The organism is Mycobacteroides chelonae, assembly GCF_016767715.1.
In the GTDB taxonomy this organism is placed as follows: Bacteria; Actinomycetota; Actinomycetes; order Mycobacteriales; family Mycobacteriaceae; genus Mycobacterium; species Mycobacterium gwanakae.
In genome coordinates this window covers 436,794-457,757 of sequence record NZ_CP050145.1, presented here as the reverse complement: position 1 = coordinate 457,757, position 20,964 = coordinate 436,794, and the positions used below count along the sequence as shown (strand labels likewise).

Below are 20,964 nucleotides of genomic sequence, written 5' to 3'. Positions count from 1 at the left end.
GGGCGCCATGCTCGGAGAACTGGCTTTGACCTGGACCGGACGACTCTCTGCACCCGTCCTGGAAAAGCTGCTCGATCTGCCCGAACCCCAGTTCACTCAGATACAGACGCGCCGCGACATCCCGGTGAGGATGCCCGACGGCATCAAGCTCGCTACCGACCACTTCCGCCCGCCGGGGCAGGACCCCTTGCCTGCTGTCATCTTCCGCACCCCGTACGACAAGCAGGGCATCATCAGCCAACTCTGGGCAACGTTATTGGCCCGTCAAGGGTTTCAGGTGGTAGTACAAGACACCCGGGGCCAATTCGGATCCGAAGGCAAATTCGACGCGTTTCGCCAGGAACGGGCGGATGGCCTTGCAACCGCCGCCTGGGTCCGTGAACAGCCGTGGTGCGACGGCACACTCGCTACCGCCGGACCGTCATACCTCGGGCATACGCAATGGGCGGTGGCGCCATACATCGAGCCACCCTTGGCCGCCATGTGCCCGGCAATCACCACCAGCAACTTCACCGAGCTCTTCTATCCGGGCGGGTCGTTCAACCTGCACAATCTGCTGACGTGGTCCGCGGCGGTCGGTTCACCGGAGATCCCGCAGGCGGTCCGCCTGCTGCGGGCGAACGCGCACGGCAAGCGGGTGCGCCGAGCGATGGATCACCTACCTCTCGCCGACGCCGACAATGTCGCGATCGGAAAGCCAGAACCCTTCTGGCGCACGGTGACCGATCACAACGACGACGACTATTGGGACGAGATCAACCACACCGCCCAGCTCGCGACGCTGGGCACACCCGTGAGCATGGTGACCGGCTGGTGGGATCTGCTTCTGGTAGGTCAACTCCGCGATTACGAGGAGCTACAGAAGGCCGACTGCCCCCGGCGTATCACCATCGGCTCGTGGGACCACGCGAAGTCGATCAAGACGGCGATAGCCGACAGCTTTTCTTGGCTGGCAGCACATCTACACGGCGACGCCTCATCAACGCATCGCGCACCGGTACGGGTCTACCTACAGAAGGCCGGTCAATGGCTGGATTTCGATCTTTGGCCGCCGAAGAGTTCGACGCCCACACCGTTGTATCTGCAGGCCGATCACGGGCTTGATTGGCAAGCACCACAAGGTGATAGCGCCGTCGACACCTTCACATACGATCCAAAGAACCCGACCCCGGTGGTGGGCGGGCCGCTGCTTGACGCCAGGGTGTCCGGGCAGCGCGACAACGCGTCCATCGAAAGTCGCTCCGATGTGCTGGTCTTCACCACCGCGCCTCTGACAAAAGACCTTGATCTGGTCGGCCCGGTTTCGGCATCGGTGTACGCGACAACCGACAGTGGTCAGGGCGATTTGTTCGTCAGGCTCTGCGACGTTGATCGGAAGGGAGTTTCCCGCAACGTGACTGACGGAATCGTCAAACTAGACGGTGCCGCGCAGTCACCGGTCCAGGTGACCATGCATCCCACCGGTTATCGTTTCGCGCGGGGACATCGGCTGCGGGTCCAGGTCAGTGGGGGTGCGTTTCCGAACCACGCCCGCAACACCGGGTCCGGTGAGCCGTTGGCGACCGCCAGCCGCATTGTTCCGATCCACTTCGAGATCCGCCATGACGAGGAACATCCCTCGGCCGTGACATTGCCGTTGCTACACGTTTCATGATCGCCAAATACCTTTCCGCTCTTTGCCTTACCGGAATCGTCCTCACCGCATGCGGCGGCGGCGAGGCCTCCGAGAGCCGTCCGACCCTGATCCACGTCGGCCCTACCGGCGGAGGGGCGGAGACCAAGGTGGTCACAGCGGAAGAAGGCAAGCCCGGGGCTCTTGGACAGCAGGTGCGCGATGGCGACCTCGCGTTTGTGGTTACCCGGGTGAGTGATGCCGGGACCGTTGGTGATGTGGCGAATCCTGCTCTGCAGGCGACCGCCACCGGCACCTTCGTCGTGGTCCACGTCGAAGTTCTGAACCTCGGACAGACCACGCACTCCTTCCTCGGCGATGAACAAAAACTCAAGGATGCCACCGGCAAGGAGTACACGCCCGATAGCATGGCAAATATCTTGGCGCGCAACGCCGAACAGCTGGATCCCGGCGCAGAACTGGGACCCGGCGCGCAGAAGCGGTCAGTACTCGTCTACGACGTACCGGCCGGCACGGTACCCAAGGAGATCGACCTGCACACCGACTACCGATCCAAGGGCGCCAAAGTTCTGCTGGGCTAGCCGGTGGGCGGGAACAGCGTGTAGGCGATCTTTGAGGCGATCGTCTTCGGATCGGCATCATGCGAATCAGCCAGTGCCCCAGTGGACCACAGTGAGACAAACCCGTGCACTAAGGACCACGCGGCGCGAGCCGCGGTGACCTTGTCGGCCGAGGTCTGCCGTGGCGTCAACGTCTCGATTCCTGCATTCAGTGCCGCCCCGGCACACTCACGCGCCGCGGTCAATTGCGCGTCGGTGGCATCCAGGAGTGCGGGTTCGAACATCACCGAGTAGTGGCCCGGATGACTCAAGGCGAAGTCCACGTAGGCCAGCGCCGCGGCATGGAAGTCCGGGTGCGCGCCGTCTAGCGCCTCGGCCAGTTTGGTGAATCCGTCGGCGGCCAACGCGGTGAACAGTCCGCGACGATCGCCGAAATGATGGGCGGGTGCGGCGTGGGAGACACCCGCTTCGCGAGCTAGTTCCCGTAGTGACAGCTCGGTGGCGCCGCGTCGGGCCACCATGTCGGCCGCGCTGGCCAGGATCGCCGCCCGCAGATCGCCATGGTGATACGACATCGCCTCAGCATAGCGCGAATCTTGACAGTGACAAGTTTGAAGGTATCGTCTATCTAGTCAATGTCAAGATTGGAGATCTGTCATGGCACCGCTCATTGCCCTCCTCGCCGGGACGCTCCTGGCTCGTTTAGTCGGTACGCAGGGGTTGGCTCTCGCCGGTTCGTGGTCGGCCGCCGTGGCGGTCGGCCTCGCCGCGATGTTCACGCTGACCGGGATCGCGCATTTCGTCCCGAAAATGCGTGCCGCGATGATCGCGATAGTTCCGCCACGGATTCCGACACCCGGGTTCCTGGTGGCGCTCACCGGAGTCCTCGAGTTACTCGGCGCGATCGGTGTCCTGATTCCCTCGACGAGGGCGGTAGCAGCCGGGTGCTTGGGAGTGCTGCTGGTGGTGATGTTTCCGGCCAATGTGTATGCCGCCAGTCAGCGGTCGAATCCGCTGTCCACTCCCCTTGGTTGGCGCACCGCCGAACAGCTGCTGTTTCTCGCGGCGACCGCGCTCGTCGTATGGGGCTAGACGAGGTGCCAGACCAAGACTGCGGCCAGCACTCCCATCCCATTGAGCGACCAATGCAACGCGATCGGCGCCAAGAGGCTGCCACTACGACGCCGCAGCCAGGTGAAGACAAATCCGGCAAGGGCGGTGGCCACCACCGCGCCGGCCACGCCAGCGATCTGTGCCCAAAGGCCCACCCCGAGCAACTTGGTCAGGCCGACATTGCCGGTGGTCAATCCCAAGGACGTGGCGATGTGCCAGAAGCCGAACAACAGCGACCCGACGGCCGCGACTCCGCGAAAGCCCCAGGCTCGAGCCATCGTGCCGTGCAGAACCCCCCGGAAAGCGAGCTCCTCGGGAATCACGGTCTGCAGCGGGATCAGGACGAAGGAGGCGAGCAACGCACCCGAGACGGTCGTGGCGTAACTGCTGTTGAGGAACATCGGCCGGGTGACCGGCAGCAAGAGACCGATGCCGATCACCGCGCCGACGATGACAACCGCGACGGCTGCGTATTTGGCGCCCGAACGCCAGTGGTCCCGGCCCAACCCCAGCTCAGCCCACGAATGGCCGCGGTAGCGGATCAGTGCCAGCAGCCCGATCGCGGCGACCGGCACCACCACGAAATTGGCCCATGGTGTGGTGAAGTGCGCGATCAGATTCGTGGCCACGAGAACGGCGACCACGACGGCGATATCGATATACGTGCGCACGTCCCGCAATCCGTGCAGGGGCGCAACAGCGGCCGAGGTCTGAGTAGGCATCCGGTTCAGAGTACCGGCGGTGACGTTGGCCCAGGTCAGAGTGTGATCCAGTCGTGACTACCGTCCCGGGATCAGCGCACGAGCGACTGTGGCAGTCCCCACAACCTGGCCATGGCCGGAACACGATCCGGCTCACGTAAGTTCTGGAATCGTGCTCACCCTGTTGCTGGCGTTCGCAGGATTCGCCTGCCTGGACGCCCTCAACGTGCTCAACATCGGTGTCGCCACCACCATCGTCTATGTGACCCGGCTGGAACGCCGATCAGCATTTCCCGGCGGCCTCAGCTTCGTCACCGGCCTATTCGTGGCGCTGTTCACCTTTGGGCTGGCGACCGTGCTCGGTGTGCGCTCGCTGACCGATGTCGCCGGCGGCTCGGACATCACCCCGTCCACCCGATACTGGGCGCAACTGATCATCGGCATTCTGTTGATCGCCGTTGCGGCGCTGACCTGGTTCACCGAACCAGTGACGCCTCCATGGATTCGCACTGTTGCGCGACGCCATCCATGGCTTCTCGCGCTTGCGGGTCTCGCATTGGGCTACGCGGAGGCACCCACATCTGTTCCGTATCTGAGCGCGCTGGCGATGCTCGCCTCACGTCACCCGCTGCCGTCGATGTGGCCGCTGCTGTTGGTCGGCTATGGCTTGGTCGCGATTCTTCCCAGTCTGCTGATTCTCGTACTGTCGACGCGACGGTCCCCTCGCGCGCGGCGAGTGCAGCGAGGTCTAGTGCGAACGGTGACGCGGTACGGCCCCACCGCGATTCGGGTCATATTCCTGGGCCTCGGGGGCGTTCTGATTGTCGGCGCGCTGCTGCATCACAGTGCTCTGGGGCTCCGCTGAGCAGCGGCAGGGCTCATACGAAAATCGGCTGACCATTCGCTGTGCTCAACCCCACGATGAGCACAGCGATTGACCAGCCGAGCACGATCGACCTTGATTAGCCGAACGAACACCCCGGACATTACTGTCAGTAAATAGTCCTTGTCAATGACTTACCCTTCCGATAAGTTTCATACCGCTCAGACACCCGCAGACCTACGATGAGCAGCGCGGCATGTGCGTGTATCGTTGGACTGCGAAGTGAAAGTATGTGAGGGGGTGCTGTGCCAGACTTTTCGCAGCGCTTGAGCCATTTGTTTGCCACTGTGCATCCGGCCGGGCGCGGACCTTATTCCCTCAACGAGGTTGTCACCGCGCTGGGCGAGCGCGGGGTCGAGGTGTCCTCGCCCTATCTGTCGCTCCTGCGCAAAGGCGAACGATCGAACCCGGCACCGGAGATCGTCGCGGCACTAGCCGAGTTCTTCCAGGTGAGCCCCGCCTACTTCTATGACGCCGACTACGCCGCGTCGGTGAATCGCGATCTGGATTGGCTTGTGCAGCTGCGTGACTCAAAGGTTCGTGAGATCGCGCAGCGCAGCTATGCACTCTCCGAGAACAGTCGGCAGGCCATCGCCGACATGGTCGATCACTTACGCAAGGTTGAGGGCATACCCGACAAGGAAGCCGGCGCCTCCAAGCCTTCCTGACGTTCCCGGTAGGCGTCGGCGATCTCGAGCACCCAAGGCCCCTCACTCATACCTTCAGGCGGACGCAACCATTCGCAACTGAAGCCTGGAGCGTCTTCACCTACAAGCCAATTCACAACATCCCGAGTCCGCTCTGAGCCACTCTTTGGCAAGGGCAAGTCGGCTACTAGCGGCACCCGTCGACTCTGCGCCAACAGCGTGAGTCCATCCTGGACATGCGTCGTCCATTCGAACACCAAGTCCGACGATCGAATTCGCGATTCCACGGGCGGGAACAGCCCCGGAAACATACCGGCGAGTGCGTCATGGAGCGGGCCTAGCCGCCGCAATTCTCGCCGTGCCTGAACACGCAGCATGATGGGCGGCCACAGAAAGCCCGCGACAATCAAACCCGCTGCGATACACCCCGGCCAGGTCTGCAGCCACCGTCCGACCGCGCCGCCGATGAAGCCCTCGCCCCGACTCAGCGGGCTCCACATCCCGCCACAGATGCTCGCAACCACCTGAAACGCCGATGCAGCCGCTAGCAAGCCCAGACCTACGCCGACGGGAGTTCGATCAGCGTTGCGAGAACCCACCCATGCGAGCTGAAGAGCCACTAACACCATGTACCCACTGCTCACCACAACTGCGACGAGCGCACCGCGATCAGTCCCGGCGTACATGGCATTTGCGGTCGCCAGCACATCATCAGCCCTCGGGACCACCTCGCTGTAACTCATAGCGATGAAGACGACGGTAAGTGCAATCGCCGCTCCTGCCATAGTGATCCATAGCCCACGGCGAACGCGCTCGGGCGACGCATCACCGCTGATACCAACGACGAAAATTTGCAAACACGCCGCGATCGTGATCGCCGGCCAACCCGCCACGCTGACGGCGCGCGCGGAGGCCGGCAATGCGTCCCACACCCAGTCGGTATACACCACGAACCAGATCCACACCGACACCCCGAAGACAGTTACCGCGACAGCGGGGACTGAGGTTGGGTAGCGCACAATCCGCCAGATCCGGTACAGCAGCCCTGGCAGAAAACAGACGAGCATGGCGACGCGCACAATCTGCATCAGGTCCCACGTGGACTGGGTGATCATCCTCTCACCCGTAGACGCTCACGTCGCGCGGTTACCGATAGCATCTGCCCCGCCTGATAAGCGTCGGCGATGGAGAGCACCCAAGCCTGATCGCTCATGCCCGTTGGCGTAAGCAGCCATTCTTGGCTAAGTCCCGAAACTGATTGACCAGAAACCCAATTCGCTACTCCCAAAGCACGATCCATATGATCCGCAGGGATCGGCACACCAGTTCGAACAGGTATCCCGCGCCTCTGCGACAGCAGAGTCAGGCCGTCTTGTACATGCGCCATCCACTCGAATATTAAGTCTGACAACCGTATTTGAGACTCTGCCGGCGGAAACAGTCCCGGAAACATACAGACGAATGCATCGTGGAGGGGCGTTAGTCTCCGCTCATCTCTTCGTGCTTGAACGCGTAAAACCACCGGAGGCCAGACAAAACCAGCGACCATCAGGATCGCAGAAAGACAGCCGGGCCAGGTCTGAAGCCACAACCCATACGCACTCCCCATAAACCCACCGCCGCGCGCCAGTGGAAGCCAGATCCCTCCACAAGTACTTGCAACAACTTGGACTACGGAGGCGGTCGCCATCAATCCAAGACCGACGCCGACCGGCGTGCGATCGGTGTGCCGAAACCCGACCCATGCCAGCTGCACAACCACGAAGATCACATACACATTGCTTATCACCGTTGCCGCGATTGCCGCAGAATCGCCCTCAGTCAAGACGATTTTGGCTGCTGCGTATACATCGTCCGTGCTACCAACCACTCGGCTGTGGCTCGCCAACACCGTGACCACGCTCAATGCAAGGACCGCCACCACCGAGGTGTTTCGCAACCCGCGGCGGATCCGTGCCGAAGAAGCATCGCGTGCAACACCCACGACGAAGACTTGCATACAAGCAGCGATCGTAATGGCTGGCCACCCAGTCATGCTGATAACGCGCACACTCGGTGGCAGTAGTGACCACACCGAGTTGTCGAACATGAGGAGCCATATCCACGCCCACACTCCGAAAGCCAGTGCTGCATAAGCCGGGAGTGATGTGGGGTACCGCGCAACTCTCCAGATTCGGTACAGCAAGATTGGCAGGAAGCAAGCCAAAACCACGAGCCTGATATCCGATAGGCTTTCCCAGGCAGTCGAATCGGTACTCATGTCTTCACCGGCAGACGCTCACGTCCGACTTCCTGAACCTCGGAAGTCTCCATACAGTTGCGGTAAGCGTCGGCGATCGCGAGCACCCACGCCTGGTCGCTCATGCCCATAGGCGGACGCAGCCATTCGCAACTGAATCCCGAAACTGATTGGCCAGAAATCCAATTCGCCACTTCCACAACACGACCTATCTGATCGGCGGGAGGCGCCCAGCCGGTTTCTACAGGTACCTCACGACGCTGCGACAAGATGGTGAGACCGTCCTGCACGTGCGCTACCCATTCAAATACTAAGTCCGACAACCTTATTTGAGATTCTGCCGGCGGGGACAACCCTGGGAACATCCCGACGAGAGCATCATGGAGCGGACGCAGCCGCCGCAGTTCTCGCCGTGCCTGGACACGCAGCATCACAGGCGGCCAGGCGAATCCCACGACCATAAGCGCCGCGCCCGCGCATCCGGGCAAAATCTGAAGTAAGGGAACATATCGACCACCGATTCCCATACCTCCCCCAGTCAGGGGTCGCCAGACTCCGGTGAGTGCGATTGCGGTCAGTTGTAATACCGCTGCCATCGCCAGTAGTCCCAATCCCACTCCAACTGGGGTGCGGTCGGCGTGGCGGAATCCGACCCACGCGAGCTGAACAAGCACCACCGCCAGGAACCCACTACTCACTACTTGGGCAACGGCAGCACCACGATCTCCCCCGTCTAGGAGAGCATTGGTAAGCGCAAGCATGTCGGCAGAAGAAACCAGCACACGGCTCTGACTCACCGCCACCGCAACCACGATGAGGACCAAACCGGTGACGATAAAGGTGGTGCGCAGCCCACGACGAATCCAGACCTGCGAAACGTCACCGTTGATCCCAATCACGAAGATCTGCAGACAGCCGGCCATCCAGACCGGCGCCCAACCGCCCATGCTCACCGCGTGCACGGAGGCAGGCATCGCCGTCCACACCGGCTCGGTGAATATCAACATCCAGAACCACACCCATACCCCGAAGACTGTGGCAGCGATGGCGGGAATCGACGTGGGGTACCGGACCAATCGCCAGATCCGATACAGCACTACCGGCAGAAACACGATCAGTACCGCGACGCGCACAGCCTGCAGGGAATCCCATACCGAGCGAGTCATTACCCCAGCGCGTCGTCGACGTATGGACTCCAGCTCGGGCGGTCTCGTCGGCCGGCCCGCAAGCGGCGCACCAACAATGCCGCAAACCGCTCAGCAGCTAGCTCATCCTGCGGCCAACGGTCATCGCTATGGGTCAATTCATCCGCGCCACAACTGCGTTGCAGCATGCGGGCAACCAGCTCAGGCGGCACCGCGCGGACGTGCTCAGCGGCGAACTCAGCAACCGGAAGCCCTCGATGACCCAACACCATGTGGCCCAATTCATGGGCGATCGTGCGGTCGCGGCCCACGACTCCTTGCCCCACCTGCACGAGTTCCCGGTCGGGGAACGAGATCCACTGGCCAAAAACGCCCGCCGCGAGTGGTGCATCCTCGATATCCACCACGCGGCCGTTCGCGTGCGCCCAGCTATGTGTGACGTCAACTACCGAGCCTTGCCGCCCGGTGGCCGTGGCCAGCACCTGGTCCACCGCAGCAACGACCAAACCGTGACGGCCTGCACCGCGTCCCGCGAACCACATGACCTTTAATCTAGCGGCCTTGCGTTGCGCCCACAGCAGAAGTACCCGGCAGCGAAGTGATTTACGTCAAGTACCGGAGAAAGGCGACGAGCGCAGCATTCGCAGATTCAGGGGCATCCAACGTAACCACGTGACCGGCATCGGGAATGACCACCTCGGCGACGCCGTCCGCGATTGCCCACTGCGGCATTGATGTCGCGATGTTTCCGGTGCGATCCTTTTCGCCACGCATCAGCAGCAGTGGCAACTGTGTGCGGTAATCGCTATCGGGCTCAGCGAACTCGGTGGTCACGCGCCATATCCTGAGAAACTCGGCCTTCGATATCGCCGCAAACGCCCGGCGCAGGTAGGCACGCGCGGGCTCGGTAACCGCCGAGGCATCCGCCATGACACCCGGCAAGGATCGTGCCGGTATGAGCCGCAGCAGCGGAGCAGCGAGCCGCAAAGATGACCTTTCGATCCAAGACAATGGACCGGTGTTCCAGGTCGAGTCGAGGACACCCAGCGCCCGATAGTCATTCGGCGCCTGCCTGACAAGACGCTGCGCGATGTTGCCGCCCAAAGAAAGTCCGATGAGCACCGGCCGGCTCAGGCCCAGGTAGGCGATCAACGCTTCCACGTCTGATACCAGCACGTCCGCTGTGATAGCGGCCGTATTAGGTCTCGAGGCTCCGTGTCCGCGCAAGTCGAAGAGCACAACGCGAAATCCGGCGGCCCGGAGGACATCGCGCTGGGATTCGAACATGGCATGGTCTGCGCCCGCTCCATGGATGAACACGACCGGAATGCCCGAACCAGCAGTATCGGAGTATCTGAGCACACAACCATCGCGACGAAGACTTCCGTCTAATTCCATAGGGGCCCGAACCACGTACTCCGCATGGAGCTGCCCGGGGGAATCGAACCCCCGACCTATTCATTACGAGTGAATTGCTCTACCGACTGAGCTAGGGCAGCACGCCGGGCGAACCCAGCGACCGAGAGTCTACGGCACCCCTGCCACGACGCCCAATCTCATTCCGAGGGACGAAGAGCCTGCCCCGCCGTCGCGACCAGGGCATCGATCGCGAACTTGGGTTTCACATTGACCGCCAGCGCCTCTCGGCACACCAGAACGGCCTCGATGCATTGCAGAAGCTGTTCGGGGGGCACCCGGTCCACCATCGGCCCGAGCCGGTCGGCCATATCGGGGTGATGCAGCGCCACCCGGCCCTCCTCGGCAGCGCCCACCGACAGCACCAGGGCGTCTCGGAAGTAGGTGGCCAAATCGATGAGCGTGCGGTCCAGCGCATCACGCGATGCCCTGGTCTGACGCGATTTTTGTTTGCGCTCCAAGTCCTTCAAGACACCCGCTGCTCCGCGCAGCGCTGTCGCCGCACCCTTGCCGGTGCCCCCGGCCCCCAACGCCGTCCTCAGCTCTTCCTCTTCGGCCTCATTGCGGGCGGCCGTCTGTTCCTTCGCCTCGGTGTCGGCGCTGGTCACCAACTCCTCGGCCGCCGCATACGCCCGCGTCGGGGTCGCAGCCTCCCGGGCCAGCCCCAATGCTCGGAGCCGCCGGGCACGGGCCTGCTCATCAGTGGCGAGCCTGCGCGCGCGGCCGACATGACCACCGCTCACCGATGCGGCCCACTGCGCCTGCTCGGGATCGATCCCGTCGCGGTCCGTCAACACCTGTGCGATAGCAGTCACCGAGGGGGTGACAAGCGCCACATGACGGCAGCGTGATCGCAAGGTGATCGAGATGTCCTCCGGGTCCACCGAGGGGGCGCACAGCAAGAACACCGTTCGCGGCGGTGGCTCCTCCACAACCTTCAACAGCACGTTGCCGGCGCCCTCGGTCAACCGGTCGGCGTCCTCGATCAGCACCACCAGCCAGCGCCCGGTACCCGGACGGCGCCAGGCCGCCTGCACGATCGCGCGCATCTCGTCCACACCGATCGACAATCCCTCGGGAACGACTCTGCGCACGTCAGCATGGGTCCCGGCCATCGTGGTGGTGCAGGCACGGCACTCCCCACAGCCCGCAGCCCCCTCCGATTCACACTGAAGGGCGGCGGCAAAACACAACGCGGCCACCGATCGGCCCGACCCCGGCGGCCCGGTGAACAACCACGCATGGGTCATCCGGCCCACGTCATCCCCACGCGCAGCCAATGCCGCAGATGAGAGCGTCGAAACCACCGCTCCCTGATCCACCAGGCGACCGAAAACCCCGCTCATCGTCACCAACCCTAGCTGCCGGATCAGACTCCCCGAACAGGCCGCATAGGCGTGTGAAACGCTGCCGTCACCGCCGACAGCTACGGTTAACGAGTGACTGGCGCGGAAGGAAGGGCAGACCAGCGCCCACTCGCACGCGCAGCCCGGTATTCACGATGGGTCATGCGCACCCCATGGCCTCTTTTCATCATGGGTATCGCACAGTCGAACCTGGTCGGGGCCCTGTTCGTCTTGGGCTTCCTGCGCTTCGGCCTGCCGCCGAGCGACAGGGTGGAACTGTCAGAGCTTGGCACCGCACGGCTCATCATCCTCGGCGTCTCGCTGTTCATCCTGTTCATTGCCGGCGCCATCGTCAGCACCTACCTGCTGTTACCGGTTCTGCGCTGGCAGTACAGCTCCCCGGACTTCGAATCCGAAGGATCGGAGTCTGTGCGCGTCCGTGCCCTGCAGATGCCCTTCTACCGCACCGTCATCAGCGTCGCGACCTGGCTCGTGGGTGGTGCGATCTTCGTCGCCGTCACCTGGTCATCCACCCATAGCTCGGTACTGGTCGCGGCATTCGCGACCGTGCTGGGCGCCACCACCACCAGCATCATCGGCTACCTGCAGTCCGAGCGCGTCCTGCGCCCGGTAGCGATTCAGGCATTGCGCCGTGGCGTGCCGGAAAATGTCACCGCCCCAGGGGTCATCGTCCGCCAGATACTCACCTGGGCATTGAGCACCGGCGTGCCGATCCTGGCGATCGTGCTCACCGTCGTGGGCCAACGCGCCGGATATCTGAAGTCCAATGCCGACAACCTCACCGGGTCCATCCTGATCCTGGCGATCATCGCGCTGGCGATCGGTTTGATGGGCACGCTGCTGGTGGCCACCTCGATCGCCGACCCGCTGCGCCAATTACGTTGGGCACTCAGCGAAGTGCAGCGCGGCAACTACAACGCCCACGTGCCCATCTATGACGCGAGCGAGCTCGGACTGCTGCAGGCCGGGTTCAACGATATGGTGCGCGATCTCGGTGAACGGCAACGCCTGCGCGACCTCTTCGGCCGCTACGTCGGTGAGGATGTCGCACGCCGGGCACTCGAGTACGGCACCGAACTCGGCGGTCAAGAGCGCAGCGTCGCTGTGCTTTTCGTCGACCTGGTGGGATCTACCCAATTGGCGTCGACACGCGGGCCGGCGGTGGTCGTCAGGGTTCTCAACGAGTTCTTCCGGGTCATCGTCGATACCGTCAACAAGCACGGCGGCTTCGTCAACAAATTCCAGGGTGATGCTGCGCTGGCCATCTTCGGCGCGCCCATCGACCACCCCGATGGCGCCGCAGCGGCGCTGGCAGCCGCCCGCGAGCTGGCCCATGAACTCACCAGCGTGCTGGGCTCCAACGACTTTGGCATCGGAGTCTCGGCGGGACGAGCCATCGCCGGCCACATCGGGGCACAGGCGCGTTTCGAGTACACCGTCATCGGCGATCCCGTGAATGAGGCTGCCCGGCTGACCGAGCTGGCCAAGAACGAACCCGGGAACGTGCTGGCATCCGCCTCCGCGGTCATGGAGGCACGCGACCAAGAGGCTCTGCGCTGGGACGTCGGTGAAACCGTCGAACTGCGCGGCCGCAACGTGTCCACTCAGGTGGCACGCCCGCGCCGCATCTAGGTCGCCTTCTTGGCGGCCTTCTTCGCCGGGGCCTTCTTGGCGGGAGCCTTCTTTGCCGCCTTCGCCGGCGCCTTCTTGACGCGCTTCACCGGACCCCGCGCCCGACGGTCGGCAAGCAGCTCCGAGGCACGCTCATCGGTGATCGACAGCACGTCATCGCCCTTACGCAGGCTGGCGTTGGTCTCACCGTCGGTGACGTACGGGCCGAAGCGGCCGTCCTTGATCACCATCGGTTTGCCGGTCGCCGAATCCGCACCGAGCTCACGCAGCGGAGCCGCCGAAGCCGCCTGACCGCCGCGACGTTTCGGCTCGGAGTAGATCTTCAGCGCCTCGTCGAGGGTGATGGTGAACATCTGATCCTCGGTGGCAAGCGATCGAGAATCGGTGCCGCGCTTGAGGTATGGGCCGTACCGCCCGTTCTGAGCGGTGATCTCCTCGCCGTTGGCGGGATCGACACCGACCACGCGCGGCAAGGACAGCAGCTTGAGCGCGTCCTCGAGCGTCACCGTCTCCAACGTCATGGACTTCAGCAGCGAGCCGGTACGCGGCTTGGGTCCCTCCGCCTTCTTGGCGCCCCGCTTAGGCTTTGCGTCCGCCTCGGCGGCGTCCAGCTGATCTGGCGGTGCGGGCAGCACCTCGGTGACGTAGGGACCGAAACGTCCATCCTTGGCGACGATTTCGTGCCCGGACTCCGGGTCAACACCCAGCGTCCGGCCCTCCTGCGGAATCGCGAACAGCTGCTCTGCCATCTCGACGGTCAGTTCGTCGGGGGTGACGCCATCCTTGACGTTGGCGCGCTGCGGGGTCGGTTCTCCGTCGTCGCCGGTGATCATTCGTTCCAGGTATGGGCCATTCTTTCCGACCCGCACATAGATGGGGCGCCCCTGGTCGTCGTCGAACAGCTTGATCGAGTTGACCTCGCGGGCGTCGATCTCCTCGAGGTTCACACCCACCAGGCGCTTGAGTCCGCCGGCGCGGGCGACCGAACCTTCGACACCGTGCTCGCCACCAAAGTAGAAGGCGTTCAACCAGTTTGTGCGCCGTTCGTTACCGGAGGCGATCTCGTCGAGGTCATCCTCCATCGCCGCGGTGAAGTCATAGTCGACCAGCCTGCCGAAGTGTTGTTCCAGCAGTCCGATCACCGCGAACGCGGTCCATGAGGGCACCAGCGCACTGCCGCGCTTGTGCACGTAGCCGCGGTCCTGGATGGTCCGGATGATCGACGAGTAGGTCGACGGACGCCCAATACCCAACTCTTCCAACGCCTTGATGAGCGAGGCCTCGGTGTAACGAGCGGGCGGATTGGTGGTGTGTCCGTCTGCGGACAGCTCGGCGACCGTGACGGTCTGGCCCTGCTTGAGCTGCGGGAGACGACGTTCCTCGTCGTCTGCCTCGCCGCCGGCCAGCTCATCCACGGTCTCGACGTACGCCGACAAGAAGCCGGGGAAGGTGATGGTGCGGCCACTGGCGGTGAACACCACCTGCTCGCCGGAGGTGGCGGTGCCGGCCAATCGCAGGCTCAGCGTGGTCCCGCGTGCATCGGCCATCTGCGAGGCAACGGTGCGTTGCCAGATCAGCTCGTACAGACGGAATTCGTCATTGTCGATCAGTGAATGCAATTGTCCCGGAGTTTTGAAAGTCTCGCCTGCGGGACGAATAGCCTCGTGCGCTTCCTGCGCATTTTTCACCTTGCGCGTGTATTGCCGCGGCGACGGGTGCACATATTCGCTTCCGTACAACTCCGCTGCTTGACTACGCGCGGCAGTCAATGCCGATTCGGACAGCGTCGTGGAATCGGTACGCATATAAGTGATGTAGCCGTTTTCATACAGCCGCTGCGCAATGCTCATGGTGCGCTCGGAGGAGAACCGCAGCTTGCGCCCGGCTTCCTGCTGCAGCGTCGATGTCATGAACGGCGGGTACGGCTTGCGGGTGTACGGCTTTTCCTCGGCGGAGGCGACCGTCAGGGTGGCCTGAGCCAGTCCGGCGACCAGGGCGTTGGCCCGCACCTCATCGAGAACCAGCACGTCGTCGGCCTTCTTGACCTGGCCCAGCGAGTCGAAGTCACGACCGGAAGCCACGCGCAGCGCGTCAACGCTCAGCAGGCGGGCGTTGAAACGCGGAGGCTTGGCCTCGCTGCCGGCGTCCAGTTCGGCACCCAGATCCCAGTACCCGGCGCTGCGGAACGCCATGCGATCGCGTTCACGCTGAACGATGATCCGGGTGGCCACCGACTGCACGCGCCCGGCGGACAGGTTCCGGCCGACCTTCTTCCACAGCACGGGGCTGACCTCGTAGCCGTAGAGCCGGTCCAGGATGCGGCGGGTCTCCTGTGCGTCGACGAGGTTGTTGTCGAGGTCACGGGGGTCCTGAGCGGCCGCAAGAATGGCTTGTTCGGTGATCTCGTGGAAGACCATGCGCCTGACGGGCACCTTGGGCTTGAGAGTCTCCAGCAGGTGCCAGGCGATGGCCTCACCCTCGCGGTCACCGTCCGTTGCGAGATAGAGCTCGTCAACGTCCTTCAGTAGGCCCTTGAGTTCGGTGACGGTGCCCTTCTTATCGGGGCTGACGATGTAAAGCGGCTCGAAGTCTTCGTCGACGTTCACCCCGAGTCGAGCCCAGGGTTCGGACTTGTACTTGGCCGGAACGTCGGCAGCGGCACGGGGCAGGTCCCGGATGTGGCCACGCGAGGACTCGACGACGTATCCGTCGCCGAGGTAGCCAGCGATCTTGCGGGCCTTCGTCGGTGATTCGACGATGACGAGCCGTCGCACTGCTTCGTCTCCTTACCTGCGCATTCAGCCGCATATGTACGGTGTAGGGGCGGTCCACCGTGGTCACAAGATGACACCCCCGCGCCAATTGCGCAAACCTAGCCTTTCATATCGGCTTCGGTATTCCCGATGTCAGGGTGGCTAAAAGTGTGTCCGTGTCGCCGTTAAACCGCTGATAAAACCCGGTTATACCCTCGGCCAAACACGAAATGCATCGGTATCGCCGGGTGGTTCCCCGATGTTTTCGAGCAGCCGCCCCAGCCGACGTCGCCCACTGATTCGTAACGCGGGATTGGCGCCACGTGTTCCGATCAAGGTTGGGGCAATGCCCACGCGCATCAGCGCGGCCGCCAGCGTCGAATGGGTATCGGGAGCGTGCGGGTCCAGTCCGAGGAGGTACCGATCGGCTTCCGGTGCGCCCGCCGCAAGCACCCAGGCCCGCAATTCACGAGCACCCGGTAACCATTGCGCTGGGACGGTTTTCACCGCGCCCCGAGTCCACTCACGCGCGATCGGGAGCACCGCGGGATCGATGGCGGTACGCACCAGCGGATGGTTCTCGTCGGTGTGACCGACCTCGGCCTGTAAACCGGTTTCGGTGATCATCTCGGCCAGTGCCAGCGCACGCCACGGCTGGTCCACGACCACCGAGATCCGTGCGCCCGCGCCACTGACCACAACCTGGCCCGGTCCGGCCAGCAGCCCCGCCAGATCGGTGACCTCGGGAGGCACCGATTCGGCGGAAAAGAAGGACAGCTGGCTCACAGTCACAGACAGTACTTTCTCCGCGCACCAGTAGGCCCTACCCGCGCGCGGAGAGATTCTTGGAACCAGAAACGCCCCCGGCCATGGCCAGGGGCGTTCCTTCGACGGATGTGGGTCAGACGGCGCGGACGCCGGTAGCCTGGGGGCCCTTGGGGCTCTGGCCTACCTCGAACTCAACCTTCTGGTTCTCTTCCAGGGTACGGAATCCGTTGCCCTGAATCTCCGTGTAGTGGACGAAGACGTCGGCGGAGCCGTCCTCGGGAGCAATGAACCCGAAGCCCTTTTCCGCGTTGAACCACTTCACAGTTCCCTGTGGCATTTCTTGATTTTCCTTCTCTTACACCGGGTGCGACGCGCCGTTCGGTACGTCGGGCCCCGTTCCGACCGCCATACCCCGTGAAGAAGACCCTCGCAGGAACCGCGACCGCAACGTCGATCCTGCGAGTGCAAAACACGAACACAGAAGCTGCGACCGCCCTAAGTAGAGCATGTTTAGAGCGTTGGCGATAGCGGTGAGCCAGATAATTGATAGGAAGTTCGGTGAACAGTGGCGAAACTTCGGCCCCCTTTTGGCCTGCCTTACCCTGGCATTATGGCCAGATGCGGTAGCGAGCTCGACACCGTTTTGGCACAAGTGTGCAGGTCACGAGGGGTTTTGCGGTGACCGTCGGCTATGGCCGTGAACTGCTGGATCTCATCGTGGCCGGTACGCCCAGCGGCGAAACTCCGGTGCGGCATATTTGCGATATTCCTGCTCGAAATGCCGAGGTCGCGGTGTGGCCACAGTGGGTGCACCGCGACGCGATCACTGCTTTTGCCGCCCAAGGAGTGACCGATCCGTGGTCGCACCAGGTCGCCGCCGCCTCGCTGGCATTCGCGGGCCGCCATGTGGTGGTAGCCACCGGCACCGCTTCCGGGAAGTCGGTGGCCTATCAATTGCCGATTCTGACCGCGCTGGCCGCAGAGCCGCGGGCCCGTGCGCTCTATCTCGCACCCACCAAGGCACTCGGCCACGACCAGTTGCGCTCGATACGCGAATTGATCACGGGGATCGACAGTTTCGATCGGGTGTTGCCCTGCGCGTATGACGGCGACAGCTCCAACGAGTTGCGGCGGTTCGCGCGCGAGAGCTCGCGGTGGATCTTCACCAATCCCGACATGATGCACGTGTCACTGCTGCACAACCACACCCGCTGGTCGGCATTCCTGCGCGGATTGCGCTATCTGGTGGTGGACGAATGTCATTACTACCGTGGAGTTTTCGGGTCAAATGTGGCTCTCGTGCTGCAGCGACTGCTGCGCTTGTGCGCGCGCTATGGTTCGCATCCAACAGTGGTGTTCGCCAGCGCCACAACCTCTAATCCGGGCGCCGCGGCGCACGCGTTGATCGGTCAGCCGGTCGAAGAAGTCATCGCAGACGGTTCTCCACACGGGATGCGCACGGTGGCGCTCTGGGAACCGCCGCTGCTTCCGATCACCGGAGAGAACGGGGCACCCGTGCGACGCCCGGTAAGCACCGAGGCATCCCGACTGCTCGCCGATTTGGTCCAGGAGGGCGCGCGGACGTTGACGTTCGTCCGATCGCGGCGCGGCGCGGAGATGACGGCGCTCGGCGCCGCCCATCGGCTCGCGGAGGTCGATCCGGCACTGGCGTCGCAAGTGGCGGCGTACCGGGCGGGCTATCTGCCGGAGGACCGCCGGGCGCTGGAACAGGCGTTGTCGACGGGCACGTTGACCGGTGCGGCGACCACGAACGCTCTTGAGCTGGGCGTCGATATCGCTGGTTTGGATGCCGTTGTGGTGGCTGGTTTTCCGGGCACCGTGGCCTCATTCTGGCAGCAGGCCGGACGCTCCGGGCGCCGGGGACAGGGATCGTTGGTGGTACTGGTCGCTCGCGACGATCCGCTGGACACCTATCTGGTTCACCATCCGGGCGCGCTGTTGGACAAGCCGATTGAGGCGGTGGTGATCGATCCGACCAATCCACATGTGCTGCGCCCCCATCTGCTGTGCGCGGCAACTGAATTACCGCTGACAGAGGACGATGTGCGATCCCTGGATGCTGGAGATGTGGTCGCCCAGCTCGTTGACGACGGGCTACTACGCAAGCGACCCGGCGGATACTTTGCGGCCCCCGGCCTCAATCCGTATGCGGCGGTGGATATCCGTGGATCTATCGGCGGACAGGTGATGATCCTGGAGGCCGATACTGGGCGAGTGTTGGGAACCGTCGATTCCGGGCGGGCCCCCGCGACAGTGCATCCGGGCGCAGTCTATTTGCATTCCGGCGAGACCTATCTGGTCGATTCGCTCGATTTCGGTGATGGAATCGCTTTGGTGCACAACGCCACTCCAGACTATTCGACGTTCGCCCGATCGACCATCGATATCGCGATCACCGGCGAGGGCGAGCGGATCGATCTGGGTGACATCCAGATAGGGCTGGTGCCGGTGGACGTTACCCACCAGGTGATCGGCTATCTACGCAAGCTGGCGACCGGCGAGATCCTGGACTTCGTCGAGCTCGATATGCCCTCATCAACGCTGAGCACCAAGGCGGTGATGTACACCATCACCCCGGAAGCGTTGGCGGGCATCGACATCGAGGCACTGGCCACGCCCGGCGCCCTGCATGCGGCCGAGCATGCCGCGATAGGCCTGCTGCCGCTGGTGGCCAGCTGTGATCGTGGTGACATCGGCGGAGTGTCCACCGCGCTGCAAGCCGAAACCGGCCTACCAACGGTGTTCGTGTACGACGGCCACCCGGGTGGTGCGGGTTTTGCCGCCCGCGGATATCAGCAGCTCGCGATCTGGCTGGGTGCCACGGCTGACGCCATCGAGGCGTGTGAATGCGAGGCCGGGTGCCCTTCCTGTGTGCAATCACCCAAGTGTGGCAACGGAAACTCCCCACTGGACAAGGCCGCGGCCGTCAAGGTGCTGCGGTTGGTGCTGTCTCGACTACCCGGCTAGAAGGCGCGGGCATACTGCTTGGGAACCACCGGGCTCAGCTCGGCGCCCAGCTCCCGAGCGGCGCGCCGTGGCCAATACGGGTCGCGCAATAGTTCGCGGCCCAGCAACACCGCGGAGGCATCACCGGCGGCGAGGATCGATTCGGCCTGGTGTGGCTCGGTGATCATGCCGACCGCGGCTGCGGGAAGCGTTGTTTCGGTCTGGATGCGACGGGCGAATCGCACCTGATATCCGGGCCCCGTGGGAATCCGGACATGTGGCACGTTGCCGCCCGTCGACACGTCGATGAGATCCACCCCACGCGCCTGCAGCAGCCTGGCCAGCTCGACGGTCTGGTCGGGCGTCCAGCTGTCTGCCTCCAGCCCGGGCTCCTCGGACACCCAGTCAGTGGCCGACACCCTGACGAAAAGCGGCAGGTGTTCGGGCCAGACCGTACGTACCGCCGCGACAGTGTCCAGGGTGAGCTTCACCCGGCCGGCGAAAGACCCGCCGTACTCGTCGGTGCGGGTATTGCTTGCCGGAGAGAGGAATTGGTGCTGAATGTAGCCGTGGGCGGCATGCACCTCAAGCACCTGGAAACCCGCCCGCAACGCGCGCTGCGCGGCAACCACGTAGTCATCGGTGATCGCGTTGAGATCAGCGGGCGTGGCCGCCACCGGCGGCTCGAAGTCACCATACGGCGCGTTGGTGGGCCCAATTGTCTCCCAGCTCAATGGATCTGAGGGGTTCAATGAGAGATGCCCGTCCCATGGTGCGACGGTAGACGCCTTACGTCCGGCATGCCCGAGCTGTACCCCGGGAATCGCACCAAACTCCTTGACGGCGCCCACGATGGAGGCCCAGGCCTGCTCTTGGGTGTCGTTCCACAGCCCGGTGTCGTACGGGGAGAGTCGCCCTCGCGCGTTGACGGCGGTTGCCTCGGTGAACACCAGCCCAGCACCACCGACCGCCCGGCTGATCAAGTGCGTGCGGTGCCAATCGTTGGGTGTACCGGTCAAGGGACCGGTGGGGTCGGCCGAGTACTGGCACATCGGCGACAGCCAGATCCTGTTGGGAATGGTGATGTCGCGCAGCCGGTACGGCTCGAACAGCAGGCTCATGGTGCGAAGGCTCCTCGCG

The 20,964-nt window shown here is 63.6% G+C and carries 20 protein-coding genes and 1 tRNA gene; 8 read left to right on the top strand and 13 right to left on the bottom strand.

What is annotated here, in order from left to right; all coding sequences use genetic code 11:
* The first annotated feature begins 7 nt into the window (after positions 1-7).
* Positions 8-1,654, top strand: a complete 1,647-nt coding sequence (locus HBA99_RS02300) for a CocE/NonD family hydrolase (protein ID WP_199252998.1) — start codon at positions 8-10, stop codon at positions 1,652-1,654.
* Complete coding sequence (locus HBA99_RS02295) at positions 1,651-2,214, top strand: DUF4352 domain-containing protein (RefSeq protein WP_070951618.1); 564 nt, start codon at positions 1,651-1,653, stop codon at positions 2,212-2,214. Before HBA99_RS02300 ends, HBA99_RS02295 begins: the two co-directional genes overlap by 4 nt.
* Here HBA99_RS02295 and HBA99_RS02290 read toward each other — a convergent pair.
* Positions 2,211-2,768 carry a TetR/AcrR family transcriptional regulator gene (locus HBA99_RS02290; protein ID WP_070951619.1) on the bottom strand — a complete coding sequence of 186 codons (558 nt, stop codon included), beginning with the start codon at positions 2,766-2,768 and terminating at the stop codon, positions 2,211-2,213. The two genes, HBA99_RS02295 and HBA99_RS02290, sit on opposite strands and share 4 nt — an antisense overlap.
* Before the next feature lie 82 nt (positions 2,769-2,850).
* Here HBA99_RS02290 and HBA99_RS02285 point away from each other — a divergent pair, with 82 nt between their 5' ends.
* A complete protein-coding gene (locus HBA99_RS02285; RefSeq protein ID WP_070951620.1) occupies positions 2,851-3,285 on the top strand; it encodes a DoxX family protein in 435 nt (144 codons plus the stop codon).
* Here HBA99_RS02285 and HBA99_RS02280 read toward each other — a convergent pair.
* On the bottom strand, positions 3,282-3,977 hold the full coding sequence (locus HBA99_RS02280; protein ID WP_030095860.1) for a CPBP family intramembrane glutamic endopeptidase: 696 nt from the start codon (positions 3,975-3,977) through the stop codon (positions 3,282-3,284). The genes HBA99_RS02285 and HBA99_RS02280 overlap by 4 nt on opposite strands.
* A 202-nt stretch (positions 3,978-4,179) precedes the next feature.
* Here HBA99_RS02280 and HBA99_RS02275 point away from each other — a divergent pair, with 202 nt between their 5' ends.
* On the top strand, positions 4,180-4,872 hold the full coding sequence (locus HBA99_RS02275; RefSeq protein ID WP_070951621.1) for a GAP family protein: 693 nt from the start codon (positions 4,180-4,182) through the stop codon (positions 4,870-4,872).
* A 263-nt stretch (positions 4,873-5,135) separates the two neighbouring features.
* Positions 5,136-5,558: a helix-turn-helix transcriptional regulator gene (locus tag HBA99_RS02270; protein ID WP_070951622.1), complete on the top strand. Its 423-nt coding sequence runs from the start codon at positions 5,136-5,138 to the stop codon at positions 5,556-5,558.
* Here the strand turns inward: HBA99_RS02270 and HBA99_RS02265 are convergent.
* From HBA99_RS02265 to HBA99_RS02245, 5 genes are all read right to left on the bottom strand, one after another.
* Positions 5,498-6,652 (bottom strand): hypothetical protein, encoded by a 1,155-nt coding sequence (locus tag HBA99_RS02265; protein WP_070951623.1) that lies wholly within the window; start codon positions 6,650-6,652, stop codon positions 5,498-5,500. The two genes, HBA99_RS02270 and HBA99_RS02265, sit on opposite strands and share 61 nt — an antisense overlap.
* Positions 6,649-7,536, bottom strand: coding sequence for a hypothetical protein (locus HBA99_RS02260; RefSeq protein ID WP_131822811.1), 888 nt, complete (start codon positions 7,534-7,536; stop codon positions 6,649-6,651). Before HBA99_RS02260 ends, HBA99_RS02265 begins: the two co-directional genes overlap by 4 nt.
* A gap of 257 nt (positions 7,537-7,793) precedes the next feature.
* Positions 7,794-8,942, bottom strand: coding sequence for a hypothetical protein (locus HBA99_RS02255; RefSeq protein ID WP_199252997.1), 1,149 nt, complete (start codon positions 8,940-8,942; stop codon positions 7,794-7,796).
* Entirely contained in the window at positions 8,942-9,463 is a 522-nt protein-coding gene (locus tag HBA99_RS02250) for a hypothetical protein (protein WP_057970095.1), read from the bottom strand. Before HBA99_RS02250 ends, HBA99_RS02255 begins: the two co-directional genes overlap by 1 nt.
* Before the next feature lie 61 nt (positions 9,464-9,524).
* Positions 9,525-10,208, bottom strand: a complete 684-nt coding sequence (locus HBA99_RS02245; RefSeq protein ID WP_234798098.1) for an alpha/beta fold hydrolase — start codon at positions 10,206-10,208, stop codon at positions 9,525-9,527.
* Here HBA99_RS02245 and HBA99_RS24755 point away from each other — a divergent pair.
* Positions 10,137-10,313: a hypothetical protein gene (locus HBA99_RS24755; RefSeq protein ID WP_200997023.1), complete on the top strand. Its 177-nt coding sequence runs from the start codon at positions 10,137-10,139 to the stop codon at positions 10,311-10,313. The two genes, HBA99_RS02245 and HBA99_RS24755, sit on opposite strands and share 72 nt — an antisense overlap.
* A 31-nt stretch (positions 10,314-10,344) precedes the next feature.
* Here HBA99_RS24755 and HBA99_RS02240 read toward each other — a convergent pair.
* Positions 10,345-10,420: transfer RNA gene (locus tag HBA99_RS02240), tRNA-Thr, on the bottom strand.
* Between the two features lie 57 nt (positions 10,421-10,477).
* Positions 10,478-11,683, bottom strand: coding sequence for a DNA polymerase III subunit delta' (locus HBA99_RS02235; protein WP_070951626.1), 1,206 nt, complete (start codon positions 11,681-11,683; stop codon positions 10,478-10,480).
* Positions 11,684-11,845: 162 nt separating this feature from the next.
* On the opposite strand from HBA99_RS02235, the gene HBA99_RS02230 reads away from it, so the two are divergent.
* Positions 11,846-13,336 (top strand): adenylate/guanylate cyclase domain-containing protein, encoded by a 1,491-nt coding sequence (locus HBA99_RS02230; protein WP_044104857.1) that lies wholly within the window; start codon positions 11,846-11,848, stop codon positions 13,334-13,336.
* Here the strand turns inward: HBA99_RS02230 and topA are convergent.
* From topA to HBA99_RS02215, 3 genes are all read right to left on the bottom strand, one after another.
* On the bottom strand, positions 13,333-16,110 hold the full coding sequence (topA, locus tag HBA99_RS02225) for a type I DNA topoisomerase (RefSeq protein WP_070951627.1): 2,778 nt from the start codon (positions 16,108-16,110) through the stop codon (positions 13,333-13,335). The two genes, HBA99_RS02230 and topA, sit on opposite strands and share 4 nt — an antisense overlap.
* Positions 16,111-16,296: 186 nt before the next feature.
* Complete coding sequence (locus HBA99_RS02220) at positions 16,297-16,875, bottom strand: hypothetical protein (RefSeq protein ID WP_030095869.1); 579 nt, start codon at positions 16,873-16,875, stop codon at positions 16,297-16,299.
* A 115-nt stretch (positions 16,876-16,990) separates the two neighbouring features.
* On the bottom strand, positions 16,991-17,194 hold the full coding sequence (locus tag HBA99_RS02215) for a cold-shock protein (RefSeq protein ID WP_005064941.1): 204 nt from the start codon (positions 17,192-17,194) through the stop codon (positions 16,991-16,993).
* 341 nt (positions 17,195-17,535) lie between these two features.
* Here HBA99_RS02215 and HBA99_RS02210 point away from each other — a divergent pair, with 341 nt between their 5' ends.
* On the top strand, positions 17,536-19,845 hold the full coding sequence (locus HBA99_RS02210) for a DEAD/DEAH box helicase (protein WP_030095870.1): 2,310 nt from the start codon (positions 17,536-17,538) through the stop codon (positions 19,843-19,845).
* Here HBA99_RS02210 and HBA99_RS02205 read toward each other — a convergent pair.
* Positions 19,842-20,945: an NADH:flavin oxidoreductase/NADH oxidase gene (locus tag HBA99_RS02205; RefSeq protein WP_070951628.1), complete on the bottom strand. Its 1,104-nt coding sequence runs from the start codon at positions 20,943-20,945 to the stop codon at positions 19,842-19,844. The two genes, HBA99_RS02210 and HBA99_RS02205, sit on opposite strands and share 4 nt — an antisense overlap.
* Positions 20,946-20,964: the final 19 nt, after the last annotated feature.